This window comes from Streptomyces sp. CB01881, assembly GCF_002953255.1.
Lineage (GTDB): Bacteria > Actinomycetota > Actinomycetes > Streptomycetales > Streptomycetaceae > Kitasatospora.
Genome location: NZ_CP026498.1, coordinates 1,073,858 through 1,088,581 on the forward strand (window position 1 = coordinate 1,073,858; position 14,724 = coordinate 1,088,581).

Below are 14,724 nucleotides of genomic sequence, written 5' to 3' on the forward strand. Positions count from 1 at the left end.
TCGAAGATGGAAGTACAAGGCCACCATCGACTCCCCGGCCGGGCCACGCAAGTGCCTCCAGGTCAGTCTCGCCCGTGCCCCGAGCAGCAAGCCACTGGTCGCCCGGTTCGGCGGAATCCCACTCCGACGCAGAAAGGACGCGGTCCTCAAAGACCGCGACCCCGCCCAAGCAGTCTCCGCGCCACGCCAACGCGAGCTGGTCAAAAGGCTGTTGGCCGGGTTCTGCGAGCTCTGCGGAGCGACCGACAACATCGCGGTCCACCAGATCCGCAAGCTCGCTGACCTCGACCTCTTCGGACAGGGACAGCCCAACTGGGCCGCCCTCATGGCCAGGAGACGGCGGAAGACCCTCGTGGTCTGTCCAACCTGCCATGACGGCATCCACGTTGACTGCGCAAACACACCTCACGGAAGTCACTGGAGAGCCCGTTGCGATTAACGTCGCACGACGGGTTCGGGAGGAGGCCGCTGGGAAAAGGACCAGCTCACGCGCTGGCACCTCGCCCGGCGGCCCACCTCACGGTCCCTGTAGCCGATGAGTCGGTCGCCACATCATCGGGCCAACGGCGGCCGCCGGCCGGATCGCGTGGCGGGGTTGACAAGCGCGCCCCCGATCGGAGCAGGAGTCGCGATCCACTCGGGGCAGCTCTCACCGCGTGCTGGGCAGCAGGCCACGTGATCGTCCTGGGCCTCCTCGGCCAGCTCGTTCACCACCAGGTCGAGGACGCGCCGACGTTCCGGGCAAGCGCCCCGCTGGCCGTCCTCGACGGCGAGTCCGACTCGTAACTCCTCCACTGAATCGCACTGTTCCCACGGCCTCGCCACGCAGACCGTCCGAGGAGGTACTCCGATGAGCCCCTTACCCCACCGTCACGCAGCTATTGCCGCGCGCAGTCGGGCGAGAGCCGCCTCGGCTTCTTCCCGGACCTCCGGCAGGCCTCGGCTCGCCCGCACGACGCGCTGGAGTTGGTGCGGCAGGCGGTGCATCGCCGCTCCCTTGACGGCCGCCGTCATCTGCTCGCGGGCAGCGCTGCGGTCGCCTTGACGGGCCAGGACCTGACCGGCGGTGATCGCGGAGATGATCTGCCACTGCGCGGTGGTCTGCAGGCCCGGATATGGTGCGCGGTCCAGCAGGGCGGCGGCCTCGCTGATGCGCCCTGTGCCTGCCAGGCCTCGCAGGTGGACCTCGTGGTGGGTGAACTCGGAGAACAGCGGGGTTGCCGAAGCGGCGTCGAGCAAGCCTCGTCCCTCGGCTACCGCCGAGTCGAACGCCGCGGTGTGCCCAGCACTGCCTGCGGCCCGGGCCAGCAGGATGACGGCTTCGGCCCGCTCCTCGGGAGTGTTGGCGAGGTCTCGGGCCAGTGCCAGCCGGTCCAGGGCAGGGCCCAGCATGCGGGCCTTGCGCAGCTCGTTTCCGTGGTGACGCAAAGCGTAGGCGTGCAGGCTTCGGTCGCCCAGTCGGCGAGCGATCGCAGTGCCCTTGCCGGTCCAGCGTGCGGCCGTGGCGAGACGTTCCTCGGGCAGGACGTGGCCGAGGGCGACGCCGAGGCTGACACGGGCGCGGGCGAGCAGGCGCAGCACGTCGGTCTCGGTGTGGCCGTCGGCGGCTCTGGCTTCGAGGCGGGCGACGAGGGGCCACAGTTCGTCGACGGCGGCGGCTGCTTGGCCGGCTTGGCGGACGATCTCGGCCAGGCGCAGCACACTGTCGGCGAACTGGATCACGGCGTGATGGTCTCCGTCGGCGTCGTCGGTGATGCCGAAGACGTGGGGTGGCAACTGCAGACGTTCGGCGATGTGCCGCAGGGCACCAATGTCGGTGATGGTCCTACTGCCGGTCTCCACTCGGGAGATGTACGAGGTGGAGTAGCCCAGCAGGGCACCGAGTTCCTCCTGTGGCAGGTGGTGCAACTCGCGGTAGAAGGTGAGGATCTGGGGCAGGCTGCGGCGGCTCAGAATGGCCTGCGCCCTGGGGGTGGTCCAGTGCCAGCGGATGCCGCTGCGCGGGTCCGGCCGGGCCATGGGTCAGCTCCGATCGAGCAGTTCGTACCAGCGGGCGATGGAGTCCTTGTAGCCCTGCGGCATGACCAGGCCGGGTACCTCGTCGCGGTGGAAGAGGCCTGCTTCCTTGTGCTCGTGGCTGACGACGGGGGGCTGGTGGGCGTCGGTGGCGGTGCAGCCGTAGGTGACGATGAAGACCAGGCGGCCAGGCAGCGGCTCGTACATCCACGTGTCCAGCAGCGCGCCGGCAGTGGCCTTCCAGCCGCTTTCCTCGCAGATCTCAGTCTCCACGCGGGTCTCGGGCCTCTCCTTGCCTTCGAGCTTCCCGCCGGGCAGCTCCCACTCCTGGCGCTCGTTCTTCAGCAGCAGGACCCGGCCCTGCGGGTCGAGGACCACGCCCTTGATCGAGATCGGGAACGTCGGCGGCACATAAGGCTTTTCGGTCATCTCTTCTTCCACGGCGCGCGGGCTGGCACGGGCACCTCGAACGTAGCAGCGTTCCGGTGCCCCAGACTCCCGACGGCCGGTGATCTGGCTTTGACAATCTGTCACTTCACCTGGGGAGGGTGCGGCGGGGAGAGTGTGTCGTCTCCCGTCCGCCCGGTCTCACGAGGGGGATCCACCATGCCGTCCTTTGACACCGCGGTCGCATCCGCAGGAGAAGATTTCACCGCCGCGTCCCTGAGCGGCGGGGTACGTGAGCGCGCCGGCGCGGTGCTGCGCGAGCGCGGCCTGGTGCGGCTTGGCAGGCTGGGCGGGCGCGAGGATGTGCTGTACGCGGCAGGCCGCTTGATGGTCGGACTGTGGCCGCACCGCGATGCCGATCCGGACGGGCTGACCGTCATCCGCGACACCGGCCGCCATGACGGCCGGGCGGGCTTCGCCGGCCTCGGGCGCGGCGACCTCGACCTGCACACCGAGTGCGCGCAGCAGCCGCAGCCGCCCCGTCTGCTCCTGCTGGCATGCGCGCGGGCGGGCGATGCCGGCGGGGAGAGCCTGCTGACGGACGGCCGAGCCATCCTCAGCGAGCTGGCCGAATTCCATCCCGCTGCATTGGAGGCGCTCTCGGCGCCGCGGGCCGCATTCTTCGGCGGGGCGGACGGCCATTTCGCGCCCGTGCTGGAGCAACTAGCTGGCGGGCGGTGGCACTTGCGGCTGCGCCAGGACTCCCTGGCCCGTTTCTCGCCGGAGGCCGAGGCGCACCTGCCCGCCCTGCGCCGGGCCATCGAACGGCACACGACCCGGCTGCGCCTGGCCGCCGGGCAGGGGATCGTCCTTGACAACCACCGCTTTCTGCACGGCCGAACGGCGTTCCGAGGCGAGCGACTGCTGTTGCGCGCGCTCGGTGATCCGCACCCCGTGGTCGGCTTGGACGCCGGCTTTGCCGCCCCCTGGTCCACGCCCGCTGACGCCGGAGCCTCGGGACAAGGGACGGCCTGATGGTCGGCGTGAACGCCCACGGCCGAACGCCGCCTCACCCGCTGAGTGCATCGCCGCCCGGATCCACGACCGAAGCGAAGAAGACCGTCACACCACGCCCTGCCTCGAAGCCCATCCGGCGGGCACCTCGGACGGTCAGCCGCCGTCCAACCGGCAGCTGACCGTCGACAAGCAGCACACCCACCTCACCGTCTCCTGGTGATGCGGAGCGCATTCCGCGCCCCGACGCCAGGTCCCACAAGGGAAATCCCAACAGGAGGAACCACATGGCTCAGAAGATCACGGTCGAGAGCCCGGCCGCCCCGGTCACCGGCTTCGCCGACGAGTTCGACCTCGACGTCCGCACCGTCGAGACGGCCGACGCGGCCAGCCTGCAGGTGCTCACCGACGACGGCTGCGGCAGCACCTGCGGTGCCTGCACCACCGGCGTGCACTGACCCCGCCCGGCCGGGTGCGCCGGGACACCCGTCCCGGCGCACCCGGCCGGCACCACCCTTCCGCTCCCCTAAACCCCGAGGTCCGCCATGCGCCGCCGCCCGTCCGCTCCCACGGCTTCCTACCGCGCCACCGGCGTGGCGCTCGTGCGCGCCGTCGCCTGTCCCGACCTGCCCGTGCCCGCCTGGCCGGACCTCACCACCGACGCCCCGGAGCAGGCACACCAGCAGGTGGAATGGCTGCGCACGCTGTGCGGCGACGAGCACCTCACCGAGGCGCTCGCACTGGCCAGCCCGGTCCTCGCCCACTGCATCGAACAGCTGGTCGCCGCCGAGCAGCCGGCACCGCGGGAGGTGCGGCGCGCCGCCCTGTCGACCGCGCGCTACCTTCTGCGTGCGCAGGCCCGCCCGACCCCGTTCGGGCACTTCGCCGGTGTACAGGCAGCCGCCTTCGGACCGGCCTGCAAGGTCCGCTGGGGCAACTCCCACCACGTGGTCGCCCAGGCTTCGGCTGCCTTCCTCAGCCGGCTGATCGAGCGGCTGGAACAAACGCTGCTGCTCCGGCTGGACGTGATGACCAACAACACCGTCCACGTGCGTGGCAACCGCCTCGTGATCCCCCACCAGCCGCTGGCCGGGCCCGGCGGAGCGACGGCGGCAGAGACCACCCTGCGCCACACTCACCCGGTCGCGTCCGCCCTGGCCGATGCCCGTCGCCCGATCCGCGTCCAGGATCTGATCGCCAAGCTCAGCACAGAGTTTCCAGAAGTACCCGCCGAACGGATCAATGGGGTCCTGTCCGAGCTCGTCGCCTGCCGCGCCCTGATCACCAACCTCCAGGCCCCGGCCACGGAGCCGGACCCGCTCAGCCACCTCTTGGCCGCGCTGCAGAGAGCCGGTGCCGACCGGGTCCCCGTCGCCGCCGCCTTGGTCGCGGACCTGCGTGCCACCGACGACCTGCTCACTGCGCACAACGGGGCGCCCAGCCGCGCCGTCCGCGACCACGCCCGGACCGCGGGCTCCATCAGCGGCGACCCCAGCGACCCTGAGCGCCCGGCGCTGGCCGTCGACCTGCGCCTGGACGCCGACCTCGTACTCCCGCAGGCCGTGGCCGACGAAGCCGCACGCGCGGCCGACCTGCTCACCCGACTCAGCGCGCTTCCCAACGGCACTGCGGCGTGGCGGGCCTACCACCAGCGGTTCTACGAGCGATACGGCCGCGGCGCGCTGGTCCCGTTACTCGACATGGTCGCGGACAGTGGGATCGGCTGGCCAGACGGCTACCCCGGCGCCCGGCCCACCGAGGCACCGCGCTTCGACCAACGCGATGCAGTCCTGGCCGCTGTCGCTCAACAGGCGGCTCTCGACAGCGACCGGGAGGTCGTCCTGGACGACACATTGCTGGCCGCACTCGACCTCGGCCCGGACGAGCCGCGTCTTCCCCCGCACTTGGAGATCGTCGCCCGAATCCGCGCCCGGACCCAGAACGCCCTCGACCGTGGCGAGTTCCGGCTGGAGGTGGTCTCTGCATCCCGGGCGGCCGGTGTCTCGGTCGGCCGCTTCCTCCATCTTCTCGCCCCCGACCACCGGACCGCCTTCGCCGATGTGATGACCAGCCTCCCGACCATGGACGAGCGAGCCGTTACCGCTCAGCTGTCCTTCCCACCGCTGGACGCGGCCACCGGACACGTGGCGCGCAGCCTGGCGACCGGCCAACTGGTGATCAGCCTCGCCGAGCACCGCCCGAGCGCCGATGACATCCTGCGTCCGGAGGACCTCGCGGTCGGCTGCGACGGGCGACGGATGTACCTGGCCGCGCCGGCGCTCGGGGTGCGGATCGAGGCCGCCGCCACCCACGCCCTGAACCTCCGGACCCATACCCCACCGCTGGCCCGCCTCATCACCGAACTGTCCCGCGCCCAAGCCGCGCAGGTCACCCGCTTCTCCTGGGGTTCCCTGCGCTCGCTGCCCTTCCGGCCCCGGCTCCGGCGCGGCCGTGTCATCCTTTCCCCTGCCACCTGGCGCCTCACCTCCGCCGATCTCCCGGCCCAGAGTGCTCCGTGGGAGCAGTGGGACGAGTCCCTCACCGCGTGGCTTGAGCGGCGCCGGGCACCGCGGCACGTGCTGCTGACCGCCGACAGCCAGGGCCTGCCGCTCGACCTCGACCACCCCGGCCACCGCACCCTGCTGCGCACCTACCTCGGCTCCACCCCGCACGCCGTCCTCGCCGAAGCCCCCGAGCCGGCCGACCTCGGCTGGGCCGGCGGACGGGCCCACGAGGTCGTCGTCCCCGTCACCGCCACCAGGTCCCCGGCCTGGCCGCGCCTTCCCAAGCCCACACCCGCTCGCGTCCTGGCCCGTGGCCACGGCGACGCCCCCGGAACCTCCCGGGTCCTCCTCGCCTCCCTCTACGGCAACCCGGACCGCCAGGAGACCGTCCTCGCCCGGCATCTGCCCGAACTCCTGGAGCACCTCGGGAAACCGGCCTGGTGGTTCGTCCGTTTCCGCGACCCACGCCATCACCTCCGACTGCGTGTCGCCCTGCCCGCCCCCGACGACTTCGGACCCACCGCTGCCGCGGTCAGCAACTGGACCGCCGAGCTGCACCGAGCCGGGCTCCTGTCCGAAGTCGTGTACCCGACCTCGTACGCGGAGACCGGACGATGGGGCGAGGGCCCGGCATGGGCCGCGGCCGAGCAGGTGTTCCGCGCCGACTCCGCCACCGTCCTCGCCCAGCTGTCACAGCCCGCGCTGCCCGGGCGGCAGGCCCTGCTCGCCGCCCACGCGGTCGCCATCGCGGTCGGCTTCACCGGCTCGGTCACGGCCGGGCTTCGCTGGCTCGTCACCAACGTCCCCGCCAAGCCCCCGGCTGCCATCCCGCGCTTGGTGTTTCGTGAGGCCGTGCGCCTGGCGGATCCCGCCGACCAGTGGGCGGCGCTGTGTGCGAAGCCGGGCGGCGCCGCGATTGTGGACGCCTGGAGCGAACGCCACCGAGCCCTCGACGCCTACCGCCTTCACTTCCCGGGACCCGACACCCAGGGGGTGGAACCGGACGACGTGCTCGGTTCCCTCCTCCACTGCAGCTATGTCCGCGCCCACCGCATCGACTTCGACGACGAGGCCCAAGTCCTCTACCTGGCCCGCGCTGCTGCCCTCGCCCGCCTCTCCCGGGACGGCGACCTGTGACCCCACCACCTCACCCCGCCCTCCGGCTGTCCGACCGGATCGCCGAGCTGCTCGCCGACCCCGCCGACGCTCCCATCGCGTGGACGTCCCGACCGCAGTGGCGCCAGTCCCTCGCCCACGGTGCCCCTGGCATCGCCCTGCTGCACATCGAACGCGCCGCCACCGGCCGAGGCCCGTGGGATCCGGCATGCGCCTGGCTCGCCGTCGCGGCCGGTGTTCCGCTCACAAGTGGGGCCGACAGCTACCTCTACTACGGAGCCCCTGCGTTCGCGCACGCCCTCGCCTGTGCCGCCCAAGCCCGACCCGGCTCCTACCGGCGCGCGCTCGCCCACCTCGACCAGGTCGTGGCCGACGACGCGGTGCGGCGTAGCGAGGAGGCGCTCGCCCGGATCGACCGCGACAAGTTCCCGGCGCTCGCTGAGTTCGACACCATCCGCGGCTTGGCCGGCGTCGGCGCAGTCCTGCTGCGTCGGGCGCCCAACGGTCGGGCAGTCCGACGGGTCCTCGCCTACCTCGTCCGCCTCACCGAGTCCGTCAAGCACGACGGCGAGCTGCTGCCGGGCTGGTGGACCGCCGACGGCCCGTCCGGCAAGCCGGACCGGGGTTCTCCCACGGTCACGCGAACAACGGCCTTGCGCACGGCATCGCCGGCCCCCTCGCTCTGCTCGCCCTGGCGCTGCGCCGCGGCGTCGAGGTCGAGGGTCAGCACGCGGCGATCCGTACCGTCCTGGCGTGGCTGGAGCGCTGGCGCGACCGCCACGTGTGGCCGTACTGGATCACGTCCGCGCACCTGACCGGCCCCGACCGCAGGCCCCTAGCACCACAGCGGCCGAGCTGGTGCTACGGCACCGCCGGGGTGGCCCGCGCGCAGCAGCTCGCCGCCCTCGCCCTCGGCGATCCCCGGCTTCGCCACCAGGCCGAAAGCGCCCTCGCCACCGCGCTTCTGGACCCACTGGCGCTCGCCGCGACCACCGACGTCTCCGCCTGCCACGGCTACGCCGGGCTCGCCCACATCGCCCATCGCGCCGCCGCCAACGCCTCGCCATGCAACGCTGCCCGGCTCCGCGCGGCCACCGCCCTGCTCCTGGACACCACCCACCCCCCGGGCACCGACCCCGACGAGCAAGCCCGCCGTCTCCTCGCCTCGGCCGGGCCTGCGTTCCTGGACGGCGCCGCCGGCACGGCCCTCGCCCTCCTGTCGCCCGCCTCCGGCACCACCCCAGCCACCCGCTGGGACGCCTGTCTCCTGACCTCCTGACTGAGGACCGACCCGATGACCACCGGATGGATCCAGCACGACATCACCGTCGCCGACCGCGGCACCACCGAGCACCTCGCCGCCCACCACCTCGCCCCGATGCTCGCTGTCGCGCAGAACTCCGGCGCGTTGGAGGGCTGGTGGTACGCAAGCAGCCGTTCCGGCTCCGCTACCGTGCCGACGCACCCGCTCCAGCGGTCGCGGCACTCCTGGACGCCCTCGTTGAAGAAGGGCTCGTCCGACGCTGGACTCTCGGCATCTACGAACCGGAGACCGAGTCGTTCGGCGGCGAGGAGGCGATGGCGGTCGCGCATCGCCTGTTCCACGCCGACAGCCGCCATCTACTCGCCCGGGCCGTTCAGGAGCCGCCCACCGCACTCGGCCGGGCTGAGACCGTCGTCGTGCTGATCTCCGCCATGTTCCGCGCCGCAGGGCTGGACTGGTACGAACAGGGCGACGTCTGGGCGAAGTTCGCCGTCCTCCGCAACGTCCCCGCCCCGGTCTCCGCCGGTCGGGCCGCCACCCTTGCCACCGCGATGCACCGCCTCATGCGCCTCGACACCTGTGGGGTCACCCGCGACGGGGCGCCGCTCGCCGGTCACAGGGGCTGGGCCGACGCATTCGAGCGCGCCGGGCAGGACCTTGCCCGCCTGAACCGCGACGGCCTCCTCACCCGCGGGCTGCGTGCCGTCCTCGCCCACCACCTCGTCTTCCACGCCAACCGCGCTGGGCTCCCGACCGACCACCAAGCCTCCATGGCCGCACGAGCATTGGATGCAGTCTTCCACTCCGACGAGGGCCCCGAGCCCTCGAACTCCATCATCCGCGCAACCACTGGGGTCACCCACATGACTACTCTCAGCGACGACACCACCTCCGCAACCTCCGCACAGCTGCGCGACGCACTCACCGACCGCCTGCTCGCCCAGGACGCCATCCGCAGCGCCACGGTAGAGACCGCCTTCCGCACCGTCGCCCGCGAGCACTTCCTGCCCGGCTTCCCTCTGGAGACCGCCTACGCGGACAACCCCACCTACACCAAGACGGACGGATCCGGCACCCAGATCAGCGCCGCCTCCCAACCCGCGATCGTCGCCCTGATGCTCGAACAGCTGGACGCCAGGGCCGGCGAGAAGATCTTCGAGGCCGGGGCGGGCACCGGCGTGAACTCCGCCTACATGGCCACCATCGTCGGCCCCCACGGACACGTCGTGACCGTGGACGTGGACGAGGACCTCGTCGACAGCGCCCGCAAGCACCTCGCCGACGCCGGAATCACCAACACCGAGGCCGTCCTCGGCGACGGCGCCATCGGCCACGCCGACGGCGCCCCCTACGACCGCGTGATCGCCACCGTGAGCACCAGCGAAATGCCCACCACCTGGCTCCAGCAGGTCAAGCCGACCGGGCGGATCGTCCTGCCGCTGCGCCTGCGCGGCACCGCCTCCCGCACCATCGCCTTCGAGCGTGGCGAAAACGGCTGGGTGTCGGTCGACGACCAGCTCGCCGTCTTCATGCCACTGCGCGGCAGCATGGACGACGCCCGCCGCACCGTCCGCCTCACCAGCCAGGGCGACGTCACGCTCCAGGTCCACAAGGACCAGGACGAGGCGGTCGACGCCTCCCTGCTGCTCGGCGTCCTCGACAGCGGGCGCCAGGTGAGCTGGACCGGTGTGACCATCCCGGCCGGCACCACCTACGAGTACCAGGACCTGTGGCTGGCCCTCACCCTGCCCAACTCCCTCATGCGGATGAGCGTGACCGGCACCGCCCGCGACCGCGGCGTCACCCCGATGTTCGGCTGGGGCGCCATGGCCACCGTCGACAGCGGCTCCCTCGCCTACCTCACCCTTCGCCCCGACGAGTCCGACGCCGACGGACGCAAGACCTACGAGACAGGAGTCATCGGCCACGGCCCCAACGGCGCCGCGCTCGCCGACCTCGTCTCCCAGGAGATCCGCGCCTGGAACACCGATTTCCGCGACCGCCGCCTGCGATTCGAGCTCCCCGACATCCCCGCCACCGCCAACCCCGCCGCCGGCCGCTTCGTCCTGGGCCGCCCGAACCACCCGATCACCATCACCTGGGAGTAGCCCCGTGCACCCGACCGGACCCATCGCCCGGCGCTTCCCGCTGGTCGCCCGGATCCGCCCCGCGTGCCTGCCCCTCGACGCCCGTGTCGGCCGGCTCACCGAGCTGGCCGACACGGCCACCGAGCAGGCAGACCCGGGCCAGGCATCCACCGTCTTCAACCAGGCCGCACTCCTCGCCTCCGACCTCGGCCTGCCCCACTACGCCCGCGAGCTGTGCCACCGCCACGCCCGCCTGTACCTCAGCCGCGGCCCGCTCCCGGCAATGAGCGCCATCCGCGGCCTGGAGCCAATCGTCAACCTCGCTCGCCTCCACATCCGTGCCGGCCACCACCAACAGGGCCACCAGCTCCTCCTCGACCTCTACCGTGCCATCAACACCGGCACCGCCGCCGTACTCGACGGCATCACCGTCCCCGCCCACCTCACCGAGACCGACCAGCAGCGCGCCGAGGTCCGACAGTGGCTCTGGCGCGTCGTCCTCGCCGACGGCACCCGCGCCCTCACCTCCGCCGGACGCTGGAACGATGCCCTGCGGCACATCGAGGAACACCGCGGGATCGGCCTACGCATCCTCGACGGCCGCCAGGTCGCCGTTCTCGCCCACGCCACCACGGGGGATACGGTGGGCGCCCTCGATCTGCTGGAGACCACCGAACCCGGCGCCCCCTGGGAGAACGCCGTCACCACCGCTCTGACCGCCCTCTTCCGCCCCGGCGACCGGCAGGCCGCCGCCACCGCCGTCGACCACTGGTTGGCCCTTGAACCCGTCGACGGCTTGGCCGTGTTCACCACCCGCCTTGCGCTCACCGCTCTCGACGCCGCCGGCCCGGCCACACGCGCCGCCGCAAACCTCCTACGACATCTCATCAGCCGCACGGGTGATTCCGGCGACGGCTACGCACTGCGCGACCTCCTCACCCACCCGGAGACCCGCCGCCACCTCGTACCCGGCCAGGCTGGGTTGCTCGAACGGGCTCTCACCGCCTGCGCGCTGGGCTCCGGCACCCTTCCCACCGCCAGCCGCGAGCACCTGTCGGCCGCGCTGGCCCGCGCCGGTGCGGTGCTCGAAAGCTCCCCGTTCGACCCAGGCTCGCCCGGACCGAATCCGCTTGAACAGCGCACTCGAACAGCACCGTCATCAGACGCCGGCCCGCTCGCCAAGCCGACCAACTCAGCTACCTGACTGCCAACTTGCCCTGCCTGCATAGCTGCGGGCGGCTTCGCGCGTTCGAACGCCACGAAGAACTCGTACGGAGAATCCTGCCGGCCGAGGCCGCGTGATCCGCACGGGCGTGGTGCGGCCACGCCGCAGACAGGTATGAGCAGGAAGGCACAGCGGTTCTCCAGCGTTCGGGGTGGAGAAGCCACCTTCCAATCAACCTCCGATCAGGCCCTGCCGGAGCCGTGGGGTAAGGCGTGCCCACCGACTTCGGCCAGGGGGCGTCGGCCGATTACCAACGGATGTGCAGCTCTTTCAGCCCGTTCTGGAAGTTGGAGACCAGCCGCTTCGGCGGCACGTCCGACGCCAGCTCCAGGCCGGGAAGCTCGGTGACCACGCGGCGGATCAGGGCCGACATCTGGATCCTGGCGAGCCTCGCTCCCACGCAGAAGTGCGGGCCGAAGCCGAAGCTGACGTGGTCGTTCGGGGTGCGGGTAACGTCCAGGCGGTCCGGTTCGGGAAAGACCGACTCGTCCCGGTTCGCTGAGGCGTGATAGACGACCACCTTGTCACCCCGTCGGATCCGCTGTCCGGCCAGCATCACGTTCCGGGTCGCGGTGCGACGGAAATGCACAACGGGTGGCCAGAACCGGAGTAACTCCTCCATTGCCGCATCCATCAGGTCGTACCGCAACGACAGCGTGCGATATTGGTCAGCATGGATGAGCAAGGAATACAGGCCGCCGGGGAGGCCGTTCCGCAGGGTCTCGTTTCCAGCGACTCCGAATAGAAAGAACATCGTCTCGAACTCGATGGCACTCAGGCCGGCTTCCCGCATGCGGGCGACGATGCTGCCCGGCGGCGGATGCTCGGCGAGCGCGTGGGCGTACGCGAACATGTCAGCGAGGGCCGCGCGGGAGCGCGGGTTGAGCGGGCGGCCGTCGGGGGCGGTGAGGACAGTCGGGCGGTGTTCGAGCGCGGCGCGTCCCATGTCGGTGAGCCGGGACGGGTCGGCAGTACCGGACTGAGCGTAGTCCGGGTCCTGGTAGCCGATCACGCGGTTCGACCAGTCAACCAGCAGCTGCCGGTCCTGCTCGGGCACGCCCAGGATCAGGGCCAGCGTCCACACGGGCAGATCGGCGGCGATCGACACGAAGTCGACTTCGCCAAGCGGGCGGATCCCGGCGACGAGTTCGGCGGCGCGGCTCTCGATGGCGGTGGCCAACTCGTGCAGCGCCCGCGGGGTGAAGGCGGCCGCGACGACGCGGCGCAGCCGGGAGTGGTCGGGCGGGTCCTGGTTGAGCATCATCGTCCGGGCGAAGTCGAGGTCCTCGACGGTGTCCGGGTCCCGGATCTGCGTCGCACCCAGGTGCGAGGAGAAGTCGTCCGGAGAGCGCAGCACGTGTTTCACGTCCGCGTGCCGCAGCACCGCCCAGTAGCCGGGCCCGGCCGGCCAGTCCCCCACCGCCGGCTCCTCCACCCAGCAGACCGGCGCCTCGGCCCGCAGCTCACGGAACAGGTCGTACGGCACGCCCTCGGCGTACGTCCCGGGGAGGAAGACCCGGTTCGCCCGCGCCTGATCGAAGCCCATACCGGCCGACCGTACGCCGCGCCCCGGCGGCCTGCCAGAGCGCCGGACGTGGCGGCTGCGCCCATCGGTCGCCGGGATCCCGTAGGGTCGGCCAATGGCGAAGTACTTCGACGTTCATCCAGAGTCTCCCCAGCCGCGCACCATCAGCACCGTGGCCGCAAGTATCCGGTCCGGGGCCCTCATCGCGTACCCGACCGACTCCTGTTTCGCCCTGGGCTGCCGGTTGGACAACCGCGACGGCCTTGAGCGGATCCGGTCGATCCGGCGCCTCGACGAACGCCACCACTTCACCCTGATGTGCGTGGACTTCGCGCAGCTGGGGCAGTTCGTCCAACTCGACAACAACATCTTCCGCGCCGTCAAGGCCGCGACGCCTGGCAGCTACACCTTCATCCTCCCCGCCACCAAGGAGGTTCCCCGCCGGCTGATGCACCCGAAGAAGAAGACGGTGGGTGTCAGGATCCCCGACCACACCGTCACCAGGGCCCTGCTCGCCGAACTCGGTGAGCCCCTGGTCTCCAGCACCCTGATCCTCCCCGACGAGGACGAACCGATGACCCAGGGGTGGGAGATCAAGGAGCGGCTCGACCACGTGCTGGACGCCGTGGTGGACTCGGGTGACTGCGGCACGGAGCCGACGACGGTCGTCGACTTCTCGGGCGGCGGGCCGGAAATCGTCCGGCGGGGGGCCGGCGACCCCGCCCGCTTCGAGTGACGGGGGCGGGGCCCGGCGGGCCGGCCGAGGCCGGACACGCCCGCCGGCCCCGGGCCGGTGCCGCGCGGGCGGGAGGGCCGGGGTTGACGCCGTGTCACGCCGGACGGAAGACTCCTCCGGGCATACGAGGAGGCCGCGGAACCGCCGTGATCGAGGAACTGGTACCCCCGCCCGCCACGACGGCGCACGCGTTCACCGACCACGAGGCGGCCGTCACCGCGCTGTACCCGCAGGAGGCCGCCGCCGTCGCGCAGGCCGTGCCGAAGCGCCGGCGGGAGTACGCGACCGTCCGGATGTGCGCGCGGCGGGCCCTGAACGGGCTGGGCGTGCCGCCGGCGCCGCTGGTGGCGGGCCGGCGTGGTGCGCCGCGGTGGCCGACGGGCGTCGTGGGCAGCATGACCCACTGCCCCGGGTACCGGGCGGCCGTCGTGGGCCGCTCCGGCGACTTCCTGGGGCTGGGTGCCGACGCCGAGCCCAACGAGCCGCTGCCGGACGACCTGCTGGACTTCGTCTCGCTGCCCGGGGAGCGTGCCCGGCTGCGCGAACTGGCGGCCGCCGCGCCGGAGGTCTGCTGGGACCGGCTGCTGTTCAGCGCCAAGGAGGCGGTGTTCAAGACCTGGTACCCACTGGCCGAGCGCGAACTCGACTTCTCGGAGGCCGAGTTGGACTTCGATCCGGAGGCGGGCACGTTCTCCGCGCGGCTGCTCGTCCCGGGGGTGAGCGCCGGGGGCCTGCGCATCGAGGGGTTCAGCGGCCGGTGGCTCTGCCGCGACGGCCTGGTGGTCACCGCGATCGCGGTGGAGCGCCCCGCCGGGCGCTGACGGCCCCACGCGCCCGGTCCCCGATGCGC

The 14,724-nt window shown here is 71.9% G+C and carries 12 protein-coding genes and 2 pseudogenes; 10 read left to right on the forward strand and 4 right to left on the reverse strand.

All coding sequences use genetic code 11. The annotated features are described in order from the left end of the window. Nucleotides 1–439, forward strand: a pseudogene (locus tag C2142_RS41920) (hypothetical protein); the annotation flags it as partial. Nucleotides 440–870: 431 nt separating this feature from the next. On the opposite strand, the gene C2142_RS04970 reads toward C2142_RS41920, so the two are convergent. Together C2142_RS04970 and C2142_RS04975 are read right to left on the reverse strand one after the other, a co-directional pair. Then, complete coding sequence (locus C2142_RS04970) at nucleotides 871–2,019, reverse strand: helix-turn-helix transcriptional regulator (protein ID WP_148641253.1); 1,149 nt, start codon at nucleotides 2,017–2,019, stop codon at nucleotides 871–873. Nucleotides 2,020–2,022: 3 nt separating this feature from the next. Continuing rightward, nucleotides 2,023–2,445, reverse strand: coding sequence for an NUDIX domain-containing protein (locus C2142_RS04975; RefSeq protein WP_148641254.1), 423 nt, complete (start codon nucleotides 2,443–2,445; stop codon nucleotides 2,023–2,025). 177 nt (nucleotides 2,446–2,622) lie between these two features. On the opposite strand from C2142_RS04975, the gene C2142_RS04980 reads away from it, so the two are divergent. Continuing rightward, nucleotides 2,623–3,438: a TauD/TfdA family dioxygenase gene (locus C2142_RS04980; RefSeq protein WP_148641255.1), complete on the forward strand. Its 816-nt coding sequence runs from the start codon at nucleotides 2,623–2,625 to the stop codon at nucleotides 3,436–3,438. A 34-nt stretch (nucleotides 3,439–3,472) separates the two neighbouring features. Here C2142_RS04980 and C2142_RS04985 read toward each other — a convergent pair whose 3' ends face one another. Then, nucleotides 3,473–3,706: a hypothetical protein gene (locus C2142_RS04985; RefSeq protein ID WP_148641256.1), complete on the reverse strand. Its 234-nt coding sequence runs from the start codon at nucleotides 3,704–3,706 to the stop codon at nucleotides 3,473–3,475. On the opposite strand from C2142_RS04985, the gene C2142_RS04990 reads away from it, so the two are divergent. From C2142_RS04990 to C2142_RS05010, 6 genes and pseudogenes are all read left to right on the forward strand, one after another. After that, complete coding sequence (locus tag C2142_RS04990; protein ID WP_148641257.1) at nucleotides 3,705–3,875, forward strand: FxLD family lanthipeptide; 171 nt, start codon at nucleotides 3,705–3,707, stop codon at nucleotides 3,873–3,875. The genes C2142_RS04985 and C2142_RS04990 overlap by 2 nt on opposite strands. 87 nt (nucleotides 3,876–3,962) lie before the next feature. Further along, the gene (locus C2142_RS04995; RefSeq protein ID WP_174315588.1) at nucleotides 3,963–7,058 is read left to right on the forward strand and encodes a lantibiotic dehydratase; all 3,096 of its coding nucleotides are present in this window, start codon (nucleotides 3,963–3,965) and stop codon (nucleotides 7,056–7,058) included. Then, a pseudogene (locus tag C2142_RS41925) lies at nucleotides 7,055–7,525 on the forward strand (lanthionine synthetase LanC family protein); the annotation flags it as partial. The gene C2142_RS04995 and the pseudogene C2142_RS41925, both read left to right, overlap by 4 nt. 98 nt (nucleotides 7,526–7,623) lie before the next feature. Then, nucleotides 7,624–8,316: a lanthionine synthetase LanC family protein gene (locus C2142_RS41930; protein ID WP_346766359.1), complete on the forward strand. Its 693-nt coding sequence runs from the start codon at nucleotides 7,624–7,626 to the stop codon at nucleotides 8,314–8,316. A 140-nt stretch (nucleotides 8,317–8,456) separates the two neighbouring features. Further along, nucleotides 8,457–10,409: a methyltransferase, FxLD system gene (gene fxlM / locus C2142_RS05005; protein WP_162002408.1), complete on the forward strand. Its 1,953-nt coding sequence runs from the start codon at nucleotides 8,457–8,459 to the stop codon at nucleotides 10,407–10,409. A gap of 4 nt (nucleotides 10,410–10,413) precedes the next feature. Continuing rightward, nucleotides 10,414–11,592, forward strand: a complete 1,179-nt coding sequence (locus tag C2142_RS05010; RefSeq protein WP_194235754.1) for a hypothetical protein — start codon at nucleotides 10,414–10,416, stop codon at nucleotides 11,590–11,592. 268 nt (nucleotides 11,593–11,860) lie between these two features. Here the strand turns inward: C2142_RS05010 and C2142_RS05015 are convergent, their stop codons facing one another. Beyond that, nucleotides 11,861–13,099 carry a cytochrome P450 gene (locus tag C2142_RS05015; protein WP_346766360.1) on the reverse strand — a complete coding sequence of 413 codons (1,239 nt, stop codon included), beginning with the start codon at nucleotides 13,097–13,099 and terminating at the stop codon, nucleotides 11,861–11,863. A 154-nt stretch (nucleotides 13,100–13,253) separates the two neighbouring features. On the opposite strand from C2142_RS05015, the gene C2142_RS05020 reads away from it, so the two are divergent. Both C2142_RS05020 and C2142_RS05025 read left to right on the forward strand, forming a co-directional pair. Next, entirely contained in the window at nucleotides 13,254–13,874 is a 621-nt protein-coding gene (locus C2142_RS05020) for an L-threonylcarbamoyladenylate synthase (RefSeq protein ID WP_148641260.1), read from the forward strand. Between the two features lie 146 nt (nucleotides 13,875–14,020). Next, complete coding sequence (locus C2142_RS05025; RefSeq protein WP_148641261.1) at nucleotides 14,021–14,695, forward strand: 4'-phosphopantetheinyl transferase superfamily protein; 675 nt, start codon at nucleotides 14,021–14,023, stop codon at nucleotides 14,693–14,695. Nucleotides 14,696–14,724 lie beyond the last annotated feature (29 nt).

Bases quoted from the DNA above. Each gene is read 5' to 3' on its own strand.
- C2142_RS04975 (WP_148641254.1), bottom strand. From the start codon at position 2,445: ATGACCGAAAAGCCTTATGTGCCGCCGACGTTCCCGATCTCGATCAAG.
- C2142_RS04990 (WP_148641257.1), top strand. From the start codon at position 3,705: ATGGCTCAGAAGATCACGGTCGAGAGCCCGGCCGCCCCGGTCACCGGC.
- C2142_RS04995 (WP_174315588.1), top strand. From the start codon at position 3,963: ATGCGCCGCCGCCCGTCCGCTCCCACGGCTTCCTACCGCGCCACCGGC.
- C2142_RS04980 (WP_148641255.1), top strand. From the start codon at position 2,623: ATGCCGTCCTTTGACACCGCGGTCGCATCCGCAGGAGAAGATTTCACC.
- C2142_RS04970 (WP_148641253.1), bottom strand. From the start codon at position 2,019: ATGGCCCGGCCGGACCCGCGCAGCGGCATCCGCTGGCACTGGACCACC.
- C2142_RS05020 (WP_148641260.1), top strand. From the start codon at position 13,254: ATGGCGAAGTACTTCGACGTTCATCCAGAGTCTCCCCAGCCGCGCACC.
- C2142_RS04985 (WP_148641256.1), bottom strand. From the start codon at position 3,706: ATGTGGTTCCTCCTGTTGGGATTTCCCTTGTGGGACCTGGCGTCGGGG.